Origin of the sequence: Glycomyces dulcitolivorans, assembly GCF_003265355.1 — a bacterium.
In the GTDB taxonomy this organism is placed as follows: domain Bacteria; phylum Actinomycetota; class Actinomycetes; order Mycobacteriales; family Micromonosporaceae; genus Glycomyces; species Glycomyces dulcitolivorans.
Window position 1 is genome coordinate 46,521 of sequence record NZ_QFRW01000091.1, and the last position, 21,532, is coordinate 68,052.

Annotated in this window: 22 protein-coding genes; 9 read left to right on the forward strand and 13 right to left on the reverse strand. The window is 72.1% G+C overall.

What is annotated here, in order from left to right; translation table 11 throughout:
* Positions 1–27: 27 nt before the first annotated feature.
* The 3 genes from DI269_RS10670 to DI269_RS10675 all read right to left on the reverse strand — a co-directional run bounded on the left by DI269_RS10670 (position 28) and on the right by DI269_RS10675 (position 1,554).
* Positions 28–693, reverse strand: a complete 666-nt coding sequence (locus tag DI269_RS10670; protein WP_157974895.1) for a GAP family protein — start codon at positions 691–693, stop codon at positions 28–30.
* A 138-nt stretch (positions 694–831) separates the two neighbouring features.
* Positions 832–1,005 (reverse strand): hypothetical protein, encoded by a 174-nt coding sequence (locus DI269_RS26990; RefSeq protein WP_157974896.1) that lies wholly within the window; start codon positions 1,003–1,005, stop codon positions 832–834.
* Positions 1,006–1,053: 48 nt separating this feature from the next.
* On the reverse strand, positions 1,054–1,554 hold the full coding sequence (locus DI269_RS10675) for a DUF6973 domain-containing protein (protein ID WP_112135570.1): 501 nt from the start codon (positions 1,552–1,554) through the stop codon (positions 1,054–1,056).
* 203 nt (positions 1,555–1,757) lie between these two features.
* Between DI269_RS10675 and DI269_RS10680 the strand changes: the two genes are divergently transcribed.
* The 3 genes from DI269_RS10680 (at position 1,758) to DI269_RS10690 (ending at position 4,282) form a co-directional block, all read left to right on the forward strand.
* Positions 1,758–2,975, forward strand: a complete 1,218-nt coding sequence (locus DI269_RS10680) for an FAD-dependent monooxygenase (RefSeq protein ID WP_112135572.1) — start codon at positions 1,758–1,760, stop codon at positions 2,973–2,975.
* 32 nt (positions 2,976–3,007) lie between these two features.
* Positions 3,008–3,727, forward strand: coding sequence for a TetR/AcrR family transcriptional regulator (locus DI269_RS10685; RefSeq protein ID WP_112135575.1), 720 nt, complete (start codon positions 3,008–3,010; stop codon positions 3,725–3,727).
* A gap of 90 nt (positions 3,728–3,817) precedes the next feature.
* Positions 3,818–4,282, forward strand: coding sequence for a hypothetical protein (locus DI269_RS10690; protein ID WP_112135577.1), 465 nt, complete (start codon positions 3,818–3,820; stop codon positions 4,280–4,282).
* A 127-nt stretch (positions 4,283–4,409) separates the two neighbouring features.
* Here the strand turns inward: DI269_RS10690 and DI269_RS10695 are convergent, their stop codons facing one another.
* Positions 4,410–4,871: a hypothetical protein gene (locus DI269_RS10695; protein ID WP_112135580.1), complete on the reverse strand. Its 462-nt coding sequence runs from the start codon at positions 4,869–4,871 to the stop codon at positions 4,410–4,412.
* Between the two features lie 119 nt (positions 4,872–4,990).
* On the opposite strand from DI269_RS10695, the gene DI269_RS10700 reads away from it, so the two are divergent.
* Positions 4,991–7,774 carry an AfsR/SARP family transcriptional regulator gene (locus DI269_RS10700; RefSeq protein ID WP_112135582.1) on the forward strand — a complete coding sequence of 928 codons (2,784 nt, stop codon included), beginning with the start codon at positions 4,991–4,993 and terminating at the stop codon, positions 7,772–7,774.
* Positions 7,775–7,785: 11 nt separating this feature from the next.
* On the opposite strand, the gene DI269_RS10705 is transcribed toward DI269_RS10700, so the two are convergent.
* Both DI269_RS10705 and DI269_RS10710 read right to left on the reverse strand, forming a co-directional pair.
* Complete coding sequence (locus DI269_RS10705) at positions 7,786–9,138, reverse strand: hypothetical protein (protein ID WP_112135584.1); 1,353 nt, start codon at positions 9,136–9,138, stop codon at positions 7,786–7,788.
* Positions 9,138–9,644: a SigE family RNA polymerase sigma factor gene (locus DI269_RS10710; protein ID WP_112135587.1), complete on the reverse strand. Its 507-nt coding sequence runs from the start codon at positions 9,642–9,644 to the stop codon at positions 9,138–9,140. The genes DI269_RS10705 and DI269_RS10710 overlap by 1 nt, the downstream gene beginning before the upstream one ends.
* A 132-nt stretch (positions 9,645–9,776) precedes the next feature.
* Between DI269_RS10710 and DI269_RS10715 the strand changes: the two genes are divergently transcribed.
* The 4 genes from DI269_RS10715 to def all read left to right on the forward strand — a co-directional run bounded on the left by DI269_RS10715 (position 9,777) and on the right by def (position 13,100).
* Positions 9,777–10,763, forward strand: coding sequence for an aldo/keto reductase (locus DI269_RS10715; RefSeq protein WP_112135589.1), 987 nt, complete (start codon positions 9,777–9,779; stop codon positions 10,761–10,763).
* 104 nt (positions 10,764–10,867) lie between these two features.
* A complete protein-coding gene (locus DI269_RS10720; protein WP_112135592.1) occupies positions 10,868–11,857 on the forward strand; it encodes an aldo/keto reductase in 990 nt (329 codons plus the stop codon).
* Between the two features lie 83 nt (positions 11,858–11,940).
* A complete protein-coding gene (locus DI269_RS10725; RefSeq protein WP_112135594.1) occupies positions 11,941–12,495 on the forward strand; it encodes a hypothetical protein in 555 nt (184 codons plus the stop codon).
* Positions 12,496–12,542: 47 nt separating this feature from the next.
* Positions 12,543–13,100, forward strand: a complete 558-nt coding sequence (gene def, locus DI269_RS10730) for a peptide deformylase (RefSeq protein WP_112135597.1) — start codon at positions 12,543–12,545, stop codon at positions 13,098–13,100.
* Between the two features lie 46 nt (positions 13,101–13,146).
* Here def and DI269_RS10735 read toward each other — a convergent pair whose 3' ends face one another.
* The 4 genes from DI269_RS10735 to DI269_RS10750 form a co-directional block, all read right to left on the reverse strand.
* Positions 13,147–14,310 (reverse strand): NAD(P)/FAD-dependent oxidoreductase, encoded by a 1,164-nt coding sequence (locus DI269_RS10735; protein ID WP_112135600.1) that lies wholly within the window; start codon positions 14,308–14,310, stop codon positions 13,147–13,149.
* Between the two features lie 57 nt (positions 14,311–14,367).
* Positions 14,368–15,261: an NAD-dependent epimerase/dehydratase family protein gene (locus tag DI269_RS10740; RefSeq protein ID WP_112135603.1), complete on the reverse strand. Its 894-nt coding sequence runs from the start codon at positions 15,259–15,261 to the stop codon at positions 14,368–14,370.
* On the reverse strand, positions 15,258–15,656 hold the full coding sequence (locus DI269_RS10745; protein WP_112135605.1) for a hypothetical protein: 399 nt from the start codon (positions 15,654–15,656) through the stop codon (positions 15,258–15,260). Before DI269_RS10745 ends, DI269_RS10740 begins: the two co-directional genes overlap by 4 nt.
* Positions 15,657–15,871: 215 nt before the next feature.
* Positions 15,872–16,789, reverse strand: a complete 918-nt coding sequence (locus DI269_RS10750; RefSeq protein ID WP_157974897.1) for a LysR family transcriptional regulator — start codon at positions 16,787–16,789, stop codon at positions 15,872–15,874.
* Positions 16,790–16,981: 192 nt separating this feature from the next.
* Here DI269_RS10750 and DI269_RS10755 point away from each other — a divergent pair, with 192 nt between their 5' ends.
* Positions 16,982–17,473 carry a VOC family protein gene (locus DI269_RS10755; RefSeq protein WP_112135609.1) on the forward strand — a complete coding sequence of 164 codons (492 nt, stop codon included), beginning with the start codon at positions 16,982–16,984 and terminating at the stop codon, positions 17,471–17,473.
* Positions 17,474–17,479: 6 nt separating this feature from the next.
* Here the strand turns inward: DI269_RS10755 and DI269_RS10760 are convergent, their stop codons facing one another.
* From DI269_RS10760 to DI269_RS10770, 3 genes are read right to left on the reverse strand one after another with little or no spacing between them, the layout of a single operon-like run.
* Positions 17,480–18,691, reverse strand: a complete 1,212-nt coding sequence (locus DI269_RS10760) for a wax ester/triacylglycerol synthase domain-containing protein (RefSeq protein ID WP_112135612.1) — start codon at positions 18,689–18,691, stop codon at positions 17,480–17,482.
* Positions 18,688–20,853 (reverse strand): SDR family NAD(P)-dependent oxidoreductase, encoded by a 2,166-nt coding sequence (locus DI269_RS10765; protein WP_112135615.1) that lies wholly within the window; start codon positions 20,851–20,853, stop codon positions 18,688–18,690. The genes DI269_RS10760 and DI269_RS10765 overlap by 4 nt, the downstream gene beginning before the upstream one ends.
* A gap of 1 nt (position 20,854) precedes the next feature.
* Positions 20,855–21,523, reverse strand: a complete 669-nt coding sequence (locus tag DI269_RS10770; RefSeq protein ID WP_112135617.1) for an O-methyltransferase — start codon at positions 21,521–21,523, stop codon at positions 20,855–20,857.
* Positions 21,524–21,532: the final 9 nt, after the last annotated feature.

The window sequence follows — 21,532 nt, forward strand, 5'->3', positions numbered from 1 at the left end:
TGCCGAAGATCCGGACGAGACGCCGGCTCAGCCGACCCACAGGAACAGGACGGCGAGGCTCGCGGCCGCCCCCGCGAAGCAGGCCGCGGCGGCCTTCGGGCTCGGTCCGGCCGTCCCGGTGGTGCGGCCGCTCAGCATCGACTGGAGCTGTTCGCGCAGTTCCGCGTTGAACGCCAGGCCCGCCGCGAGGATCAGCGCCGCGGGCAGCGCGTAGACGAGGGTGTAGCCGACGAGGACGGCCACCGCGGCGGGGGCCGCGATATCAGCGTCGATGAGGCGCTCGACGGCCAGGACCATCGGGAACGCGTTGGGGAGGTCGCCGACCGTGGCGAGCACGCCGAACGGCAGTGCGCTGCGGGCGTTCACCCACGCCGGGAGCGTGTAGCCCTTGCGCTCGCGGGGCCTGAGCCTGCGCACGCCCATGACCACCAGGGCGACCGCCAGTCCGGCGAACAGCACGCGGCGCAGCCAGAGCGCGAACCCGTCCAGCACCGAGTCGGCGAACCCCAGTCCGAAGTAGAACAACAAGGCGAAGGCCAGGAACGACGCCGCCGCCCCGAGCATGAACGCCCACCCGGTCGGCGCGGGGCGCTTGGCGCCCAACAGGATCACGATGACGATCCAGATCGTCGCGGCATTGACCGAGTCGAGCAGCGCCAGCCCCGTCAACCCCCACAGCAGTCCGCCCGTCACCGGCCACCGCCCCGTTCCCCGCCGCGGCCCATGCGCGCCCCTCCCGCTCGGCAAGTCGTCTCAAGGGCGGCCGGCGCCGCCCGACCGCACAGTACCCGCCTCGGCCTGGGGCTGCGCCGAGCCGGTGGGCGCGGGCGGCTACTCGGTGAGGTAGTCCTGGGCGTCGTCGAGGTGGGCCTGCATCTCCTGCTGCCAGGCGGTCATGTCGGCTTCGATGGGCTCGTAGGCCTCGACGAGCATTGCGGCCCAGCCCTCTTCGAGGGCGAGGCGCAGGCCGGTGTCCTGGCCGCAGGCGGCGAAGTCGGCGGCCATGGCGCGTTCGAGGTCGAGGACGGCGGCGGAGCACCGGGGCGGGTCCGGTCATTTCAAGGTGATGAGGCGGCCGTCCAGGGCCGACCATTTGCACTCGTCCTGGGCTTCGAGGTCGTGTGTCTGTTGCAGGCCGATGTCGCGGCCGACCATGTTGTTGTGGAGGTCCATGTTGACCTCGTCCTGGGGCAGGTCCGGATTCGCCTCGTGGCGGTTGGCGACGATCTTGGCCTGGTCGAGGCCGATGTAGTGGACCATGAGCGCGTTCCAGAAGCAGTGCCGGAACGCGTCGGCCTTCCCGTTGTGCAGGGAGTCGCCCGCGAAGACGCCGTCGGCGACCAGTTCGTTGGCGGCCTCCTCCGCGTCCCTGGCGTTGGCCTGGGCGATCCCGCAGTCGATGGGGCCGACCGCGGCGCATCCGATGATGTCGCCTCCGCTCGGATAGCCCTCCTCGTGCGCGGGCCCGGCCTGCGCGGGGGCGGCGGCCCAGACGAGCGCGGTCGCGGTTCCGACCAGGGCCGACGTGATGGCTTTGGCTGCATGTGAACGCATGGTCGCTCCTTCGGCGGTTCGGTGTCCGCGCCGATCCTTCACCTGCGGCCGGAGCGGTGCCGCCGATTCGCGGAATCGCGGGGGCGGGCGTCGTGAATCCGACATCCGGTCCTGGTCAGCGACGTGAACTGACCAATAGGAACGTTTTGGTCAGTTCGTGTTATGGTCGTGTCGACACCAGCGACACCGGCAAGGGAGACGCCATGGACCACCACGCCAGACCCCGCCGCGCACTCGTGGTCGGACTCGGGATCGCGGGCATGGCGACCGCGTTGCGGCTGCGGCAGATCGGGTGGGAGCCGGTCGTGGTCGAACGGGCCCCGGCGCGGCGTTCGGGCGGGTACTTCATCATGCTGTTCGGCACCGGGGCCGCCTCCGCAGCGCGGCTCGGCGTCCTGGACGCGATCGGGAACCGCAACAGCGCCGACGTGCGCAGCTACTCCGTCAACCGGGCCGGGCGCCGCGCGCCGGGCATGAACCCGGCGAGCCTCGGCCCGAACCCGCCGCGGCTGCTGCTGCGCGGCGACGCCGAGCGGGCGCTGTTCGACGCGCTCCCTGGCGACGTGGAGATCCGGTACTCGACCGTCCCGACCCGCATCGAGCAGGGCGCGGACGCCGCCGAGGTCGACCTCCGCGATACCGCCGCCGGCACGACCGCCACCGAGCGGTTCGACCTGGTCGTCGGCGCCGACGGGATGCGCTCGACCGTGCGCCGGCTCGCCTTCGGCCCCGGCGACCACCTGCACCCGCTGAACTACATGATCGGCGTGACCCTGCTCGACCGGCCCCTGACGGGATTCGGGCCGGCCGAAGGCGTGATCCTGGCCGAACCGGGCCGGTCGGCGTGGACGTTCCCGTTCAAGGACCACGCCCCCAGCCTGCTGTTCTCCTACCGCACGGACGACGTCGACGCCGAGTTCGGGCGCGCGCCGATCGAGTCGATCCGCGCCGCGTTCGGCCCCCGGCCGCCCGGCCCGATCCTCGACGAGCTGCTCACCCGGTTCGAGGAGGCCGACGAGCACCTCTTCGACTCGGTCAACCAGGTGCGGATGCCGCGCTGGCACGACGGCCGGGTCGTCCTGGTCGGAGACGCCGCCTGGTGCGTCACGCTGTACGCGGGCATGGGCGCCTCCAGCGGCATCGCCGGCGGCGAGCTGCTGGGCACCATGCTGGAACGCCACGACAGGGACGTGCCGGGCGCGCTGCGGGAGTGGGAGGCGCGGCTGCGGCCGTTCATCGCGACCGAGCAGGAGTCGGCGTTCACCACTCGTAGACTGTTCACGCCCCACGACCGCAGGGAGTTCATCGCGCGCGCCGCGATGATGAAGCTCATGGGCTCGCCGGTCCTCGGCAAGGTCCTGGGCCGGCGCGCGCAGCCTCCGGGCATGGAGCACAAGGCGATCGACATCGCGGCGGTCTGACCCGCCGCCACCGCAGGACAGGACCCGAGACGATGAGCCAGTTGGTCGAGCACCGCTCGCGCAAGGCGGCCCGCGTGCTGGAGAGCACCCGCGAGCTGGTGCTCGACCACGGCATCCGCAAGCTCACCGTCGCCGAGATCGCCAAGGCCGCCGGGGTCGGCAAGGGCACCGTCTACCTGTACTGGCCCTCCAAAGAGGACCTCATCGTGGGCCTGTTCGCCAGGGAGGCGCTGACGCTGCTGGAGGCGCTCGTCGCCCGTCTGGACGCCGACCCCGCATCGGTGCTCCCCAGCCGCCTCGCCCCGCTGCTTGTGAGCACCGGCCGCAGGATCACCCTGGCCAACCGGCTCACCGCCGGCGACTTCGACCTGCTGCGCCAGCTCGTCCGCCAGTCCGGCGCCCGCGAGCTGTTCGCCGACGTCATGCCCGCGGCCCTGTGCGAGGCGGTCATGCCCGTCCTCCACCGGCACGGGCTGCTCCGCAACGACCGGCCCCTGGCCGACCAGGCCTTCGCCATGCACGCCATGCTCACCGGGTTCGGCGACGCGGTCCTGGAACCGGACGCCGCGCCCCGTCCCGCGGGCGAGCCCGAGGCGATCCTCGCCGACGCCGTCGCCCGCCTCCTCGAACCCGCCACGGCCCCGGACGACGCCGCCCTGGCGGCTGCGGCGACCGAGGTCGCCGCGGCCGTGAACCGCACCCGCGACGCCGTCCTCGACCTCATCGGACGCACCCAGGTCCCCGGAGCCTGAGCGGGTTAAACGCGGATCAATCAGCGGTCAAACGGCGGCGTCGAGACTTGAGCGACCCTGATCCCGAGCAGTGCAACAGGAGAACTCAGAATGAAGCTTCGACGCGCCGTCATCGGCGCCCTCGCCGCCATGCTGGCCCTCGCGGGGAGCCTGGCGTTCGCCGCTCCCGCCCAGGCGGACGTGCCCCCCAAGTGCAACACCCTCGGCTACGACAACGGCCGCCACGTCTACTTGAACAACGACGACAACGGCGGCGGCGCCTTCGTCAGCGCCTTCGTGTGCTTCGAGGCCAACGGCTCCGGTCTGTACAACACCTATGTGGAATGGGGCGTCACGGACACGGCGGCCAACGGTGCCGGTGCGACCATCCGCATGGAATGGCTCGACTCCAGCGGAGTGAAGCGGTACGACGTCCCGCCGTCCAGCCAGCGCGCCTGGGCCCTCGACGAATCCGCCACGGGCACCTGGGACCGGAACTCCATCGAGCAGCTGTACGTCCGGGCCTGCCTGACCAATACCGACAGCGAAGGCCACCACTGCGGAGCCAAGGGTTAGAGCAAGCCGAAGACGAGCGGGAGCGGCATTGCCGCTCCCGCTCGCCGGTCGTTCGGTCCGTTCCTCCGGCCCGCAGTGGTGCGCTGCAGTGCCCGTGCCGATCAGACAGGCCCGGAAGGCGCCCGGTCTACCACGTGGGCCCGCAGTGGTGGCCCTCGCTGTCCGTGTTCGTCAGGCAGGCCCGGATGTACAGGCCCTCGATGTTCATCCGGTCCCAGTTTCCGGTGGCGGTGTCCCAGGCCGTCCAGGCGCGCTCGCCCGACGGCGGGACGTCATAGTGCTTCACGCCGTTGGGGTCGAGCCATTCCATGCGGATGGTCGCTCCCGCGCCGTTGGCCGCGGTGTCCGTGACGGTCCACTCCACATAGGTGTCGTACATTCCGAAACCATCGGGGTCCCAGCAGATGTTGGCGTGGACGAAGGCGCCACCGCCGTTGTTCTCGTTGTCCGCGTACACGGTGCGGCCGTTGGCGTAGTAGTTGTTCGTGCATACGGACGGGATGGCCTGCGCGGGTGACGCGATGGCCAGGCTCCCGGCGGCGGCCATCAGGGCCACCAGGGCGCCCACCAGGGCGCGGCGAAGCTTCATCTCGGATTCTCCTCGGATGACTGGTCGGTCGTGCGGTCCGTCCAGTGTCACGGCCCTTGTTTGACGGGGCGTTAACCGGCGATTTACCGGTCCCCCACCGTGTTCTAGGCTGGCGGCAAATGGACAGACGACCGGCAGCAGGAGCGATCACCTTCCCGCGCATCGAGTTTCGGGTGCTCGGGCCCGTAGAGGTCGTCCGCGGCGGTCGGACCGACGGCCCCACCACCCCGCAGCTGCGGTGCGTGCTCGCACTGCTGCTGCTCGACCTGGGCCGGGTGGTTCCCGCCGATCGTTTGATCGCGGCGCTGTGGCCGGCCGAGCCGCCCGTGTCCGCAATGAACACCGTGCGCGTCTACGTGACCCGGCTGCGCCGACTCGTGGCCGGGGATCCGGCGGTGGCGGTCGCGACGGTCGGCCAGGGCTGGCGGCTGGACTGCGATCCCGCCCGAGTCGACCTGTACCGCTTCCGCGGTCTCGTCACCCGGGCCCGCAGCGAGGAGGGGCCGGTACGAGCCGGACTCCTCAACGAGGCGCTGAAGTTGTGGACCGGTCCGGCGGTGGCCGACATCGCCGGGGACGAATGGCGCGAGTCGCTGCGCGCGGGCCTGGATGAGGAGCGGCTCGCGGCGCTTGAGGACCGGATCGCGCTGGACATCGACGCGGGCAAAGCGCGGGAGGTGGTCCCGGAGCTGTCCGCGCTCGTCGCCGGCCATCCGGTGCGCGAGCGTCCCGTGCAGCTGCTGATGGCGGCGCTCGGCGCGTCAGGACGCACCGGCGAGGCGCTGGAGCTGTTCCGGTCGACCCGGCGGCGCCTGGTCGACGAGCTCGGGGTCGAGCCCGGTCCCGGACTCCAGCAGGAGCACCGCCGCCTACTCGAACAGTCCCAAGAGGATACTCTGCCGTTCGACCGGCCGGTGCCGCGCCAGCTCCCCGGCGACCTCGTCGGCTTCACCGGCCGCGAGGAGGCCCTGGCGCACCTCGACGCCGCCGCCGGGAACCCCGTCGCGGTCGTCACCGGCATCCCCGGATCGGGCAAGACGACCCTGGCCGTCCGCTGGGCCCACCGCACCGCCGACCGGTACCCCGACGGGCACCTGTGGGCCGACCTGCGCGGCTTCGACCCGGCCGGACACGCGCTCGACCCCGGCGAGGCGCTCGGCGGTTTCCTTGAGGCCCTTGGGGTTCCGCCGGTGCAGACTCCCGTGCGCACCGAGGACCGGGCGGCGCTGTACCGCAGCCTCATGGCCGACCGGCGGATCCTGGTCGTGCTCGACAACGCCCGCGACGAGGACCAGGTCCGCCCCCTCCTGCCCGGTTCGGGCACCTGCTGCGTCCTGGTCACCGGCAGGACCCGGCTGTCCGGACTCGCCGTGACGCACGGCGCCCACCTGGTCGGACTCGACGTCCTCGGCAGCGGTGAGGCCCGGGACCTGCTGGCAGGGAGGATCGGGACGCACCGGACCGACGCGGACCGGGACGCGGTGTCGCGCATCGTCGACCGGTGCGCGCGACTGCCGCTGGCGCTGGCGGTCGTCGCGGCCAGGGCGGTCGGCCTCCCGGACTTCCCTCTGGCGGCGCTGGCGGACGAGCTGGAGGCGCAGCCCGCTCCGCTCGACGGATTCGCGCTCACCGACACCGGACTGGACCTGCGCTCGGCCTTCGACTGCTCGTACCGCGCCCTGAGTCCCAGGGCGGCAAGGATGTTCCGACTGCTTGGACTCCACTGGGGACCGGACTTCACCGGCTGTGCGGCGGCGGCCCTCGTCGGGGAACCTCCGGACGAGGCCCGCGGGACCTTGGGCGAACTGGTCCGCATGGGGCTCGCGGCCGAGTTCAGGCCCAGGCGGTTCCGCGTCCACGACCTGCTGACCGCGTACGCCGCCGAGCTGGCCGCGGAGGAGGACGGCGAGGAGGCGTGCCGAGACGCGTCGGAGCGCCTGTTCGACTGGCTGCTCCGGTCCGCCGAAGCGGCGGCGGCAGTGCTGACGCCGTTCAACACCGGTCAGGTCGCCATCGACGGGGAGCGGCACGACCAGGCCGCGGCATGGTTCGATGCCGAGCGCGAGGTGCTGCTCGGCGCGGTCAACGCGGCGTACGCGCAGCGGTTCGACGCCTACGCCTGGCGGCTGGCGCGCAGCCTGGAATCCCATCTGCGCCTGCGCAACGCCGCGGCCGAACGGATGCGGGTCCACGAGGTCGCCGTGCACGCCGCCCACCGCGCCCAGGACGTCCACGGCATGGCCTCGGCGCACCTCGGACTCGGCATCGTCCAGTCCCACTACGGCGACAAGGCCGAGGCCCGGGCGAACCTGAAGCTGGCGCTGGAGTGCTTCACCGCCGCCCGGGACGGCAACGGAGAGGCGGACACCCGTCTGATGCTCTGCGTCCTGGACGCCGCCGCCGGGGACTACGCCTCCACCCTCGAACACTCGACCCTGGGTCTGGAGCTCTACTCCCGCACCGGGAACACCGCCGGACAGGTACGGGCGCTCAACAACATCGGGTTCTGCCACGCCCGGCTAGGCGACTTCCGGCAGGCCCGCGAGCGCTGCCTCGCCGCCCTGGACCTGGCGGTCGGGATCCGCGACAGACTGGGCGAGGCGAACGTGCTCGACAGTCTGGGCGCCATCGAAACGCAGCTCGGCGAGCACGTTCGGGCGGTCGACCACTTCCGCCGCGCGGTCGCGATCGGCGCCGATCTCGGCGAGCGGAAGTTCACCGCCTCGGCGCTGGAAAACCTCGGCGAGGCCCACCTCGCCGCCGGCCACGCCGAGGCGGCGCGGACCGCATGGGGGCTGGCCGTGTCCATTCTCGACGAACTCGGCCATCCTGACGCCGCCGCGGTCCGCGCACGGATCGATGCGCTCGCCGGTTCAGGGCGCGGCGAGTCCGCCGCGCCCTGAACCGGAACCGGTCAGCGGATGGCGTCGAGGATCGCGTCGAGCGTTGCGAGGTCCACGGGCGGGGCTTCGGTGCCGTCGGCCGGTTCGACGCCGACGCCGATCGCCCAGCCGTCGCCGGCGGGGGAGGCGAACGCGGTCAGGCTCGGGCGGTCGCCGTCGATGGTGCGGTGCACCGAAACGCTCCCTGAATCGTCCGTGGTGATCTCGCATTCAGCGGACGGGCACTGGGCGGCGGTCTCGGCGGGCACCTCGGCGGCGTCCACTGCGTCTTCGACCCGTTCGGCCTGGAGGAAGAAGCGGACGGTCTCGCCGGATTCGAGTTCGGCGAGGACGAACAGCATGTGGGTCGCCTCGGTGCCGTAGACGGGCCCGCCGTAGGTGGCGATGTCGGGGCTGAGGCGGACAAGGTCGGCCGAGGCCGTGTCGACCACGGCGCCGGGGAGTTCGGTGGCGATGGCGGCGGCCAGGTCGGCGGCGAGGTCGGTCGCGGCGGGGGGCTCGACTTCAGGGGCGTCCTGGTTCAGGGGGAGGGCAGTGATGAGGTCGACGATCTGGTCGACGGTCGGGCCGGTCCGGTCGGATTCGAAGTGGAGGGCGAAGTCGAACTGGACGGCGACGTCCTCGCGGAACAGGAACGCGGACACGACCGGGAACGGGGCCGAGCCGTCCGCCTCGGTGTCGGGGTTGAGGAAGTCGTTGCGGACGCCTTCGATCAGCAGGACCCTCCCCGCTTCGGTGTCGTCCCAGGTGCAGGTCACGGTGTCGGGGTAGGTGCACTCCTCTTCCCACATGATCGCTTCGTAGTCGACGCCGCCGGTCTCCCAGAAGCCCGCCACCATGTACGCCCAGTCCGCGGGGTCGCCGCCGAAGAACACGGCCTCCTCGGTCATGTAGGCGGTCTGGTCGTCGGAGTAGTAGAACCCGTCGTAGTCCGGCCGGGTCGTGAGGCAGGTGCCCCTGGGCTCGGCGTCGAGGTCCGCGAGCGCATCGAACAGGACCGCGTTGTTGGCGGCGGCGATGCGCTGCTGCTCGTCGGTCTGGTCGTCGGGGAGCGGGCAGTCGGCGCCGTCGGCGCGGGTCCACTGGGCGAGGAAGTCCTCGTCGACCGGGGCGGTCGGGAGGTCGTCGGGGGCGGCGCCGCCCGGGGCGGTCTGGTCCTGGTCGCCGAGGGCGAGCGGGATGCCTACGGCCGCAGTCACTGCGAGGAGTGCGGCCGCGCCGCCGGCGATGGCGGCGGCGGCCTTTCTGCGGCGGGCGACGCGGCGGCGGCCGGCGCGGAGGATGGTCATGGGGTCCACTTTGGCGACGTCGACCGGGCCGGCGGCGGCCTCGGTGAGGAGGTTCTGGACTTCGTGCTCGTTCATCACTTGCTCCCTTGGCCGGCGAGGCTCGACGCCGCGTAGTGCTCGCGCAGCGTCTGGAGGCCGCGCGAGGTGTTGCTCTTGACGGTTCCGGTGGTGCAGCGCAGGATGCGGGCGGTCTCCTCGACCGACCGGTCCTCCCAGAACCGCAGGACGAGGGTGGCCCGCTGGCGCAGCGGGAGCCGGGCGAGGATCGCGGCGGCTTCGGCGCGGCCGTCCTCGGCGATCCCGTCGCCGGCCAGTTCGGGCGGGTCGGCGTAGGAGCGTTCGCGGCGGAACCAGCCGCGGCGGGTCTGGTCGATCAGGGCGTTGGCGAGGATGCGGCGCGTGTACGCGTCGACGGTCTCGCGGCGGGTCCGGTTCCAGGCGCCGTACAGCTTGATCAGCGAAGTCTGGACGGCGTCTTCGGCGCGGTGCCAGTCGCCGCAGGTGAGGAACGCCGTCCGGAGCAGGGCATCGCGGCTGTCCTCCACGTACTCGCAGAACTCGATCTCGGATTCGGGGGTCATGCATGGCCTTTCATAGCGTCGCCGTCGCCGTTTCTACGGAATGAGGGCTCCCGGAGGTTGCATGAGGTTTGAGGACCGGGTCTGAGCTGGGGGTTTGCGTTGGAGTGCACTCCAGGGCCTAGCGTCGTCCACATGATGCGACGAAGCCTCGGAAACAGCGGAATCGAAGTCAGCGGGATCGGCATGGGCTGCTGGGCCATCGGCGGTCCCTTCCACAACGACAGCGGGCCCAGCGGGTGGGGCGAGGTCGACGATGACGAGTCGACGCGGACCATTCACCGTGCCCTCGACCTCGGCGTCGACTTCTTCGACACCGCCGACGTCTACGGTGCGGGCCACAGTGAGCGCGTCCTGGGCCGGGCCGTCAAGGGTCGGCGCGAGCGGGTCGTGATCGCCACCAAGTGGGGCTGGACGTTCGAGGAGGACACCAAGTACGCGGTCGGCGGGAACGACACGGCCGCCTATGTGCGCCAAGCGGTCACGGCCTCCCTCGAACGGCTCGGGACCGACTACATCGACCTGTACCAGCTGCACATCGGCGACGTCGCGGTCGAGCGCGCGGCCGAGCTGCTCGGCGTCCTGGAGGAGCTGGTCGCCGAGGGCAAGATCCGCGCCTACGGCTGGAGCACCGACCTGCCCGACCGTGCCGAGGCCTGGGGCCGGGACGGTGCGCACTGCGCCGCGATCCAGCACGACTTCTCGGTCGTCCACGGTTCGCGCCGGGAGATCCTGGAGGTGTGCGAGCGCTACGGCCTGGCCTCCATCAACCGCGGCCCGCTCGCCATGGGGCTGCTGACCGGCAAGTACACGGCTGACACGCAGGTCGGTGCCGGGGACGTCCGCGGTTCGGGCGTGGAGTGGATGACGCTGTTCGGGAAGGACGGTCGCCCGTCGCCGGAGCACCTCGCCCGGATCGAGGCGGTCCGCGAGATCCTCACCAGCGGCGGCCGCACGCTCGCGCAGGGCGCCCTGGGCTGGCTGTGGGGCGTCAGCGGCAGCACGGTCCCGATCCCCGGCTGCCGCACGGTCGCGCAGCTCGAAGACAACGCGGGCGCGCTGGAGAAGGGCCCGCTCACCGCCGACCAGGTCAAGGAGGTCGAGGCGCTGGTCGGGGCCTGACCGGTGCGATCGTCAGGGAGGGGATGCCGGTACCCCTCCCAGCTCTGGCCGGGGCGCCCAGGGTCGGGGATGCTGGACCCGTCAAGCGAATCGAAAGGGCGGACATGGAACAGCGTCAACTCGGAGACGGCCTGACCGTCTCGGCGATCGGCTTGGGCTGCATGGGCATGAGCCAGGCCTATGGGCCTTCGGACAGCACCCGCGACGACCACATAGCGCTCATCCGCTCGGCCGTCGACCAGGGCGTCACGCTCTTCGACACCGCCGAGGTGTACGGCCCGTACGTGAACGAGGAGCTGGTGGGCGAGGCGCTCGCGCCGGTGCGGGACCAGGTCGTCATCGCCACCAAGTTCGGGTTCGACATCAAGCCCGAGGGCCAGCAGAACGGTCTCGACTCTCGCCCCGAGCACATCCGCGAGGTCGTCGAGGACTCGCTCCGGAGGCTTGGAACCGACCGGATCGACCTGTACTACCAGCACCGCGTCGACCCCGACGTCCCGATCGAGGACGTCGCCGGAGCGGTCAAGGAGCTCATCGTCGAAGGCAAGGTCCTCCACTTCGGACTCTCCGAAGCGGGGGCCGCGACCATCCGTCGCGCCCACGCCGTGCAGCCCGTCGCCGCACTCCAGTCCGAGTACTCGCTGTGGTGGCGCCGCCCCGAGGAAGAGGTCCTGGACACCTTGGCGGAGCTGGGCATCGGCCTGGTCCCCTTCAGCCCGCTCGGCCGGGGCTTCCTGACCGGCGCGATCACCGCCGACACCGTGTTCGCCGAGGACGACTTCCGCAACGACATGCCGCGCTTCGCCGCCGAGGCCCGCGCCGCCAACCAGGCCGTGGTCGACCTTCTGGTGACGATCGCGGCGCAGAAGGACGCGACCCCCGCGCAGATCGCCCTCGCCTGGCTTCTCGCGCAGCAGCCCTGGATCGCCCCGATCCCCGGCACCCGCAGGCCCGAGCGCCTCGCCGAGAACCTCGGTGCCGCCGACATCGACCTCACCGAAGACGACCTGGCCGCCATCGAAGACGCCAGCGCCAAGATCACCGTCCTCGGCGCCCGCTACCCCGAATACATGGAGAAGCTGACGGACCTCTGACACCGGCTCCCGTGCAACCGAATGCGGCGGCCGCCGCGTCCTAGTCGCGCCTGACCAGAACCGACTAGAGAGGCCGTATACGAATGGCTGCAACGGAAACCGCACTCGAAGTCACCACGGACCGGCTCGGCGCCGCCGCCCGCGTGCTGCGCGGCTCGATCATCGCCGCGCCGGTCGTGGTGGTCCTCGCGACCGTGCACTTCGCGCTCTCGACCGCGCACGACATGAACGAGCCCGACATCGGGAACCAGTGGGACATGTCGTTCGGGACGTGGGCGCTCCTGTCCCTCCCGGTGCTGCTGCCGATGGCGGCGGCGGTGTGGCTGATGGTCGTGGGCGGGAAGCGCCTGGCGGGGCTCCGGGCGGGCGAGGAGTCGGCCAGGCAGGCCGTCCACCTGCTGTCGTACCCGGCGGCGGCCGGGGCGGGTCTGAACGCGGCGGGGCTCTACGGGTGGTTCGGCACCGCCGACGCAGGCTACGCGCCGCGCACGCATGAGCTCGGCCTGGTGTTCGCGGACCTGGTCAACGGCAGCCTGAACGCGGTCGGCTGGACGGGCGTGGCCGCGTTCGTCGGGCTGGTGGCGCTGTGCGTCGGGGCGATCGTGATCGGGGTGCTCACCCGGAAGGTGCGCGGCTAGCCGGTCCCGAAATAGAATCGGGCTTCGACGAGAAGGGGTGGCTGGACATGCCGTTGGAAGAGCTGATCGCGTCAGGGACCGCGCGGCCGATCACCAGGTGGGGGACGCCGGTGCTGCACCGGCCGAGCGAGCCGGTGACCGAGTTCGGGCCCGAGCTGTGGAACCTGCTGTGCGACATGTTCGCGACCATGGCCGCCGCCGAGGGCGCGGGGCTGGCCGCGCCGCAGGTCGGGGTGGACCTGGCGGTGTTCGTCTACGACTGCCACGACGCCTGGGGCCGGCGCCACCAGGGCCTGGTGTGCAACCCGCGCATCGAACTCGCGGCCGCCCCGGTGGACGAGGACCTGATGGAGGGCTGCCTGTCGCTGCCGGGCGCGTACCTGCCCGTCTCGCGCCCCGACTTCGCGATCTGCCACGGGCAGGACCAGTTCGGGCAGCCGATCAAGGTCAAGGGCACCGGCGTCGTCGGCCGCTGCCTCCAGCACGAGACCGACCACCTGAACGGCATCGTCATGGAGGATCACCTCACGGGCGCCGAGCGCCGCGACCTGCGCCGCCAGCACCACAAGCTCGCCAAGCGGTACCCGGAGTCCTGGCCGAGCTGACGCACTCGCGGGTCGCGAGGTCCGTCGGACCTCGCGACCTGGCGGATCAGTGTGAGGCGAGGGTCCTGACGGTCGGCGCCGGCGCATTGTCGAGGCGGTTGTGGCGGCCGCCGGTGCGGCCGGTCATGCGGGCCGGGATCGCGGTTTTCGACCGGTAGAACTTCAGCGGGCTGGAGGAGACGGCTTCCTTGTAGGCGACGGCGGCGCGGCCTGTGAGGTACCAGCGGCTGGGGGTGTCGTCGGGGTTGGTGAACTGGATGACCGCGTCCTTGCGGCCCAGTGAGACCGGTTGGTGGATGTAGCCGAAGCGGAACGGCTTGGGGGCCTTGCCCTGCAGGACCCTGGTGACCGATTCGGCGGTGTGGGCCGCCGAGGGGATGCCCGACTGGCAGGTGCCGTGGATGACCCCGTAGCCCTGGCGGATCGCGGCGGCGTCGCCGATCGCGAACACCTCGGGGTGCGAGATGGACCGGAGGGTCGCGTCGACCTCGACGCGCCCGTGCGCGTCGACGGCGATCCCGGCTTCTGCGGCGAGCGGGTTGTAGGCGACGCCGGTGGTCCACAGCGTCACATCGGTCGGGACGAGTTCACCGCCTTCGAGTTCCACCGCCCCCTCCAGCACGCGGGCGACCGTGACGCCGGTGCGGACTTCCACACGGAGCCGGTAGAGCGACCGGCGCAGGTAGGCGCGGGCCTTCGGGCCCATCATGCCCGCGGGCTCGCCCCGGTTGAGGAGGCGGACCTGCATCCCGGGGTAGGCCTCGGCGGCTTCGGCTGCCGCCTCGATGCCGGTCAGGCCCGCGCCGCAGACGGTCAGGACGCCTTCGGCGTTGGCGCGCAGCGTTTCGGCGAAGGCCGGGTCGTCGATGGTGAAGGCGTTGGCGACCCGCGGGGTCGCCGAGCCCAGGGCGTAGACCAGGACGTCGTAGGCGAGTTCGCGGCCGCTCTCAAGGACCACCAGGCGCTGTTCGGCGTCGATCCGGGCGGCGCGGCCCTTGACGAACGCCACCCCGGCGGGGGCCACGAGGTCGGGGATGGAGTGGGCGCCCAGGTCCTGGCCGACCGCGGCCTGGTGCTGGCGCAGCCGCTCGTTGAAGAGGTCGGTCGGGTTGACCAGGGTCACCTGGGAGGTCTTGTTGCGCAGGGCGATGCCGGTCGCGGCCATCATGCCGGTGTAACCGGCGCCGAGAATCAGGATGCGGTGCTTCATTTCAGTGTCCGTTCGTTCCGGGGTTCGGGGTTGGTTCTAGGACGCGGGCCGTCCGGCTCACATCGCGGCGATGCCTTCGCGGTACGTCGGCAGCGAAGGGGCCCAGCCGAGTTCGCTCTTGGCCTTGGCGTTCGACAGGCGGTAGGAGCCGGTCATGATCGCGTGGAGCAGCGGGATCGGCCGGACCGTCCAGCCGGGCAGGGACATCGGCGCCGGGGCGCCGACATGCGCGGCGGCGCAGTGGAAGAAGTCGCGCCACGGGGAGGGCTCGTCGTCGACGACGTTGTACGCCTCACCGTCGCGGCCGTGTTCGAGGGCGGCGACGGTCGCGGCGGCGGCGTCCTCGACGTGGATGAATGAGATCGGGCCGCCCTTCAGGGCCGGGAGCTTCCGCCCCTTGAGCATCTCGATGACCGGATCGCCTGGGGCGCCGTAGAAGGCGCCGTACCGCAGGGCGATCCCGTCGATGCCCTCGGCGGCGAACGCCTGCTGCTCGGTGGACCGCAGCGCGGCGATGTGCGGGTCGAAGCGCCCGTACCCGCCCTGCCCGAACACGTCCTTCTCGGTGTGGACGCGCGGGCCGAGATCGCCGTAGCCGTACCCGAAGAGGTTCGACTGGGTGACGAAGCGGCGGGCGCCCACGGCGCGGGCGGCGGCGAGGAGGTTCGCGGTGCCCTCGGTGCGCAGGCGGTCGGTCGCGGCCAGGTCCCGGTGGCGCATCGGGGCCTTCTTCAAGGCGGTGAGCTGGTGCATGACCGCGTCGGCCTCCAGTCCGCGCACGGCCGCGAGCAGCCCGTCGCGGTCGAGCGCGTCGCCCACCAGCTCGGTGGTGCCCGCGGGGGCGCCGCCGGGGCGGCGGGTCAGGGCCACGACCTCGTGCCCGGACTTGATGAGCGCCTTGACGATCGGGGTTCCAACGGCGCCGCTGGCGCCGGCCAGGAGGACTCTCATGCCTTCCTCCGCGTCAGCAGGACGAGCGCGATAATGCCCAGCAGGGTGGTGGCGCCCAGCAGCGGCACGTCCGTGCCGTGCCCGCCCAGGTGCCGGTCGGTGAAGTGCGACCAGGTGTGCAGGCCGCTGCCGGCGACGAAGCCGACCAGCGCCGCGCCCAGGGCGTCGTTCCAGACCAGGGCGGCGATCAGGCCGAAGCCGATGCCGATCTGGAAGGCGCCGGCGTCGTGCGTCAGGTGCTCGTTGTAGGGCGCGTAGTTGACGTATTCGACGAAGCTGACGGGCGCGAAGAAGGCCCAGACGCCGAAGACCAGCACGCTGGCGGCGCACAGCAAGGTGATGACGACGACCGGGACCGACTTTCGCGGTCCCGCATCGGTTCTGCCCGTGCCCAAGGTGGCTCCTCATGGATTTCGTGATTGCGGTGGACGCAGGCTCGCGGAATGCGGGCCTGCGGAATCCACTGTGAATTCCATCGGGAGGCGGCGGCAATGGCGAAGCGCTGAACACACCGTTCAGCGCCGGTGAAGCCGCTGGCAGGCGGCACATGGCGTTCACCGAGGTTCAAGGACTGTTTCGCGATCACGCCATACCGGCGCGCCGGGGTGCGCTACACGGCGGTCGGCGGCCAGTCGAGTGCGACCGGGCCGTTGGCCTCGGCGAGCCGGGCGAAGTCGCGGATGAGTTCGGTCTCGCGGGCGGCGGACCAGACCAGCGCCGACTCGACGACCGGGCCGTCCTGGAGCGGCACGTACGCGATGCCGGGGCGCTGGTTGTACTGGGCGAACTGGGCGAGGATCGGGCCGATGCCCTTCCCGGACACGACCAGGAGGATGCCCGCCTGGAGGCTCTCGACAAGGTGGGTGCGTTCGATCGGGTGCCCCGAAGGGGTCCGCGGCGGCACGAAGGTGTCGATCCAGTAGTCCTCGGGGTCGCCCGCCGCGACGACGACCGGGTTGTCGGCGAGGTCTTCGAGGGTGGCGCGGCCGCGCCGCGCGATCGGGTGGTCCTCGGGGACGGCCATCAAGAGCGGCTCGCGCAGGACCACCGGCCCGACGACGATGCCGTCCTCGCGGACGGGCAGGGGCACGACGAGGACGTCGGCGCGGTCCTCGCGCAGCGGCCGCATGTGGTCGCCGACCTCGGACTCCAGGACGAGGCGCGCGGCGATGCCGGGGCGGCGCGCCTCGAACCGGCGGGCGAGCTCGACCAGCTGGTGCCCGTTCGCGGCCCCGAGGAAGCCCAGCCGCAGGACGCCGCTGATCCCCTTGGCCGCCTGGATGGTGCGCTGGACGACCTCTTCGACGGCCTCGTGCGCGGGGGCCAGGTCGCGCTGGAACCGGCGGCCCAGGTCGGTGAGCGTCACGCCGCGCGTGCTCCGCTCGAACAGGGGCGCGCCGATGCGGCGCTCGATCTTCTGGATGAGCTGGGTCACGCGGGCCGGGGAGACGCGGAGGCGCTTGGCGGTGCGGCCGAAGTGCAGCTCCTCGCAGAGCACGAGAAACGTCTCGATCTCCTGGCGCTCCACGGAAAACTCTCCCTCGATGTTCAACCTCGCCGAACAATCGCTCAGCCGTTCTGAACACCGAGTATGAACGACCCTCGCGGCGCTCGTCGAACGAGGGCGAGGCCATCGGAATGCCGGCCATCCTAAGGGAACATATTATTCCGTTCTGCTAAACTGGCGGATATTAGGACCGACCTACCGAAGGAGACCGCCATGACCGCGACGCTCGACCCGATCCCCGAGGGATACACCTCCGTCACGCCCTGGATCGTCACCAAGGACACCGCCGCACTGCTCGACTTCCTCAAGGCCGCCTTCGGCGCCGAGGAGCTCGGCCGCGTGCCCGGCCCGAAGCCGGGCTTGATCGGGCACGCCGAGGCCCGGATCGGGAACGCGATCGTCATGGCCTTCGACTCCCCGTTCACCACCGACACCCCGGCCATGATGCGGCTGTGGGTCGACGACGCCGAGGCCGTCCTCGCCCGCGCCCTCGACGCGGGCGCCACCCTCGTCACCCCCGTCACCGACGTCCAGGCCTGGGGCGACCGCATCGCCCGCCTGCGCGACCCGCTCGGCAACCTCTGGTGGCTCCAGCAGCGCGTCGAGGCGCCGGAGCCCGAGGAGGTCATGCGGCGCATGGGCGACCCGGCGTACGCCGATGCCTTCGCGCAGACCCAGGTCATGGACGACCCCGGCATCGACTGAACGGGCTCAGCCGCCGGGGACGACCGGGCCCGTCTCGTAGGCGGCGACGGTGCGGCTGAAGCAGGTGCGGCCGCCGTAGGTGAGGAAGGCGGTCGAGAGGCGGTGGTCTCTCGGCCGCCACATGAGCGGGACGAGTTCGCGGACGGGCTCGCCCTGGTAGGCGAGGGCTTCGACGGCGCCCCAGTTGCTGATGAACAGGTCGGCGTAGCCGGGGGCCAGGACCTGGCCGAAGCAGGACCGGTACAGCCGGGGCGGGAGGACCTCCACGGCCGCCCGGACGGCCCGGACGGCGGGCCCCTGCTTGGCGCGGGCCGTCGCGGCCGCGACGGCGGCGATGCGGTCGCCCCGGTCGTCTCCCGCGCACGGCAGGACGATGCGCATCAGCGACAGGTGGTTGCCGAGCCCGACCGGGGCCGCCCGATCGCGGCAGTCGACGGGGACGAGCGCCCGCCAGCGGCGCGGGCGCACCGTGAGCGGCAGCGCCGCAAGGTGTTCGGGTGCGAGTGCCAGGACGACGTCGTTGACGGTGGCGCCGTGCCGGCGCGCGAGCAGACGCAGGTGATCGGTGTCGAGGGACTGCCAGGTGATCCGCCGGCCGCTCTCGGGCACGGGCGGGGCCGTCGCCGCGGTGCGGCGCGCATGGGCGAGGAACCCGGGTCCGTCGCGAAGCAGTGTCGCCCATGCCCGGAGCCGCGACGCCGGTGAGCGCGGGACCGGCGGCGCCGCTCGGACCGGCGCCCGCCCCAGGGCGCGGCGGAGCAGTTCGACCAGTCCGACGGCGCCGGTCAGCGCATGGTGAACCTGGAGCAGGAGCGCCCATTCGCCGTCGGCGAAGCCGCGGACGAGCAGGCACCGCCATGGCCGGTGCGCCGGGTCGAGATGCTCCTCGCAGGCCCGCTCTACCGCCGCCCGCAGACCCGCCTCACCGGTCCCCTCCGCGACCGGAAGGTCCCGGACCGCCGCCGCCCAGTCCACTGCGGACGATTCTCGCCAGCGCGAACGGCGCCAGCCGGATTCGGATTCGGCGAACGTCCACCGCAGTTCCGGCGTGCCGCCCAGCCGGGCGCGCAGGTGGTCCCGCAGCCGCTCCAGCGTCGGCGGCGCGCCGTGGAAGCGGGCCAGCAGGCCGATCGCCACGCTCGTCCCGCAGAACCGCTCGTACTGGACGAAGACGTCGTCGAGGACGGAGGAGGTCCGGTGGCATCGGCCGCCGGTCATCCCTCCGTCCAGTTGCCGTCGAGTTCGATCTCCTTGGCGCGCAGCGCTTCGCGGTGGCGGTCCTCGATGTCGTCGCCGACGGCGATGTAGGTGCCGGTGAGCGAGTCGGCGGTGCCGGCGGCGAGGCGGAGCAGTTGATGGACCGAGCGGTCGACCGAGTCGAAGCGGCCGTTCGCGTGCTCGCGCCTGACCCAGTCGCCGAGGCGGTCGCTCCACTCGTTGCCCGAGTGCGGGCTGAGGCGGTGCTCGCGGGTGAGCCCGACGTCGAGGAGGCCCGGGTGGTAGTTGAGGACGGTGACGCCGTGGCGGCGGGTCTCGGCGGCGAGGTTCTCGCCGAACTTGATCACGGCCGCTTTGGAGACGGAGTAGGCGCTGGCGTTCGGCCAAGTGGCGAGGCCCGCGTGGCTGACGATGTTGACCACGCGGCCGCGGCGGCGGGCGATCATGTGCGGGAGGACGGCGCGGCAGGCGCGGACGGTGCCGTGGAGGTTGGTCTCCATGGCCCGCCACCAGGCGTCGTCGTCGGTCTCCCAGACGGGCCCATGGGGTCCGGCGATGCCGGCGTTGTTGACGAGGAGGTCGACGCCGCCGAATTCGGCGGCCGCGCGGCGGGCGGCCTCGTCCATCGCACCCGGGTCGGTGACGTCGGCCGGGACGGTGATGGCGGTGCCGCCCTGGTCGCGGATGTCGGCGGCGACCGCGTCGAGGGCGTCCTTGCGGCGTCCGATGAGGACCAGGCGGGCGCCGCGTTCGGCGAGGGCGAGGGCGTAGACGCGGCCGAGTCCGGTGCCGGCGCCGGTCAGGACGACCGATCGGCCGTCGATGCGGTGGCGGTCGGTGAGTTCGGTGCGCTGGAGCTTGCCCATGCCGTTGCGCGGCAGTTGTTCCACGGCTTCGATCAGGCGCAGGCGCTGCTGCGGCGGGACGGCGTCGGCGACGTGGTCGAGGAGGTCGGAGAGCGGGTGCGGTCGGTGGAGGACGACGAAGGCCTTGGGGAGTTCGCCGTCGAGGGGGTCGGGGACGCCGACGACCGCGGCGTCGGCGACGGCCCGGTGGGCGAGCAGGAGCTGTTCGAGGCGCTGCGGCGCGACCTGGTGTCCTTTGTACTTGATCATGTCCTTGGTCCTCCCGCTGATCGCGTACCAGCCGTTGTCGATTCGGGCGAGGTCGCCCGAGTGCCACCAGCCGTGTTCGTCGGTCACGGGGCTGCCGTCGAGGTGGGCGGCGGCGATCTGGGGGCCGCGCACGAGCAGTTCGCCGTCGGGCGCGAGGCGCACCTCGGTGCCGGGGAGGGGGCGGCCGACCGTTCCGGGCGGGGCGTCGGGGGCATTGTCGGGGACGAAGAGGGCACAGCCGGCCTCGGTCGAGCCGTAGCCCTGAAGGACCGGGACGCCCCAGCGGGCGGTGAACGCGCGGGCCTCGGGGGCGGTGAGCGGGGCGCCGCCGCTGACGACGGCGCGCAGGTGCGGCAGCGGCGCCGCGGGGCCGGTGCGTTCGGCGAGCCGGGCGATCACCGCGGGCACGAGGTAAGCGACCGTGGCCCGGTGCTCGCGGGCCAGTCCCAAAAGGACGTCGAGGTCGAGCGGGGTGGGGACGGTCAGCAGGGCCGCGCCGGTCATGAGGGCGTGGTTCATGGCCATCTGCATGCCGTAGATGTGGCGCAGGGGCGTGACCGCCAGGACGGTGTCGTCGCTGTTCAGTTGGTGGACTTCGTGGATCTGTTCGAGGTTGGCCGTGAGGTTGGCGTGGGTGAGGACGACATGCCTGCTGGCGCCGGTCGTGCCGCTGGAGGCGGCCACGACCGCGGCCGGGGCCGGGCCCTTGCCCGCACCGGCGCCGGTGCGGGCGAGGCCCTCGTCGGTGATCATCCACTGTGCAGTCGGCTCGGTCGCGGCTCGCGGGTCCAGCGGTTGGACGACGCCCCCGGCTTGGAGCGTGCCGTGGTAGCCCGCGATGAACGCCGCGGCCTCATCGGCGGCGAGGGCGACGAGGTCACCCGGTCGCAGTCCCGCCGCGGTGAGCCGGGCCGCGCAGTCCTCGACCGCTTGGGCCAGTTGGGCATAGGTGTGGACGCGGCCGGTGCGGCCCTCGATGAGGGCGGGCCGGTCGCCCGGGTGCGCGCGGAGGTCGACCAGGTGCGGGAGCGTGCCCGGGCGGGGCATCTCAGGCGCGCTTCCGGGCGATGGTCAAGCCGTCGGCGATCGGCAGGAGGACCGAGGCGACCCGGTCGTCGGCGCGGACGCGGTCGTTGAACTCGCGGATCGCGGCGGCGTTCCCGGTCGCGTCGGGTTCGGCGGCCTCGCCGGCGTAGAGCACGTTGTCGGCCAGCAGCAGGCCGCCGGGGCGCACGCGCGGCACGAGCTGCTCCCAGTAGTCGAGGTAGCCGGTCTTGTCGGCGTCGAGGAACACCAGGTCGATGTCGGCGTCCCGGGGCAGGGCCCGGAGGGTCTGCGCGGCGGGGCCGATGCGCAGGTCGATCCGGTCGGCGACCCCGGCCGCTTCCCATGCGTCCCTGGCGATCCCGGTCCACTCCTCGGAGACGTCGCAGGTGATGACGGTGCCGCCCTCGTCCATGCCGAGGGCGAGACTGAGGGCCGAGTAGCCGGTGAACGTGCCGACCTCGACGACGCGGCGGGCGCCGGTGATCTGGGCGAGGAGCGTGAGGAACACGCCCTGCTCGTGGGGGATGCGCATCTCGGCGGGGCCGCCGAGCGCGGCGGTGCGCTCGATGATGGCGCGCTGGGCGGCGGTCGGGGGCTCGGCCTGGTCGAGCAGGTAGCCGTAGATCTGCGGGGTCAGGATGATGCTCTTGAACTCGGCGATGGCGTCCATGATGGAACT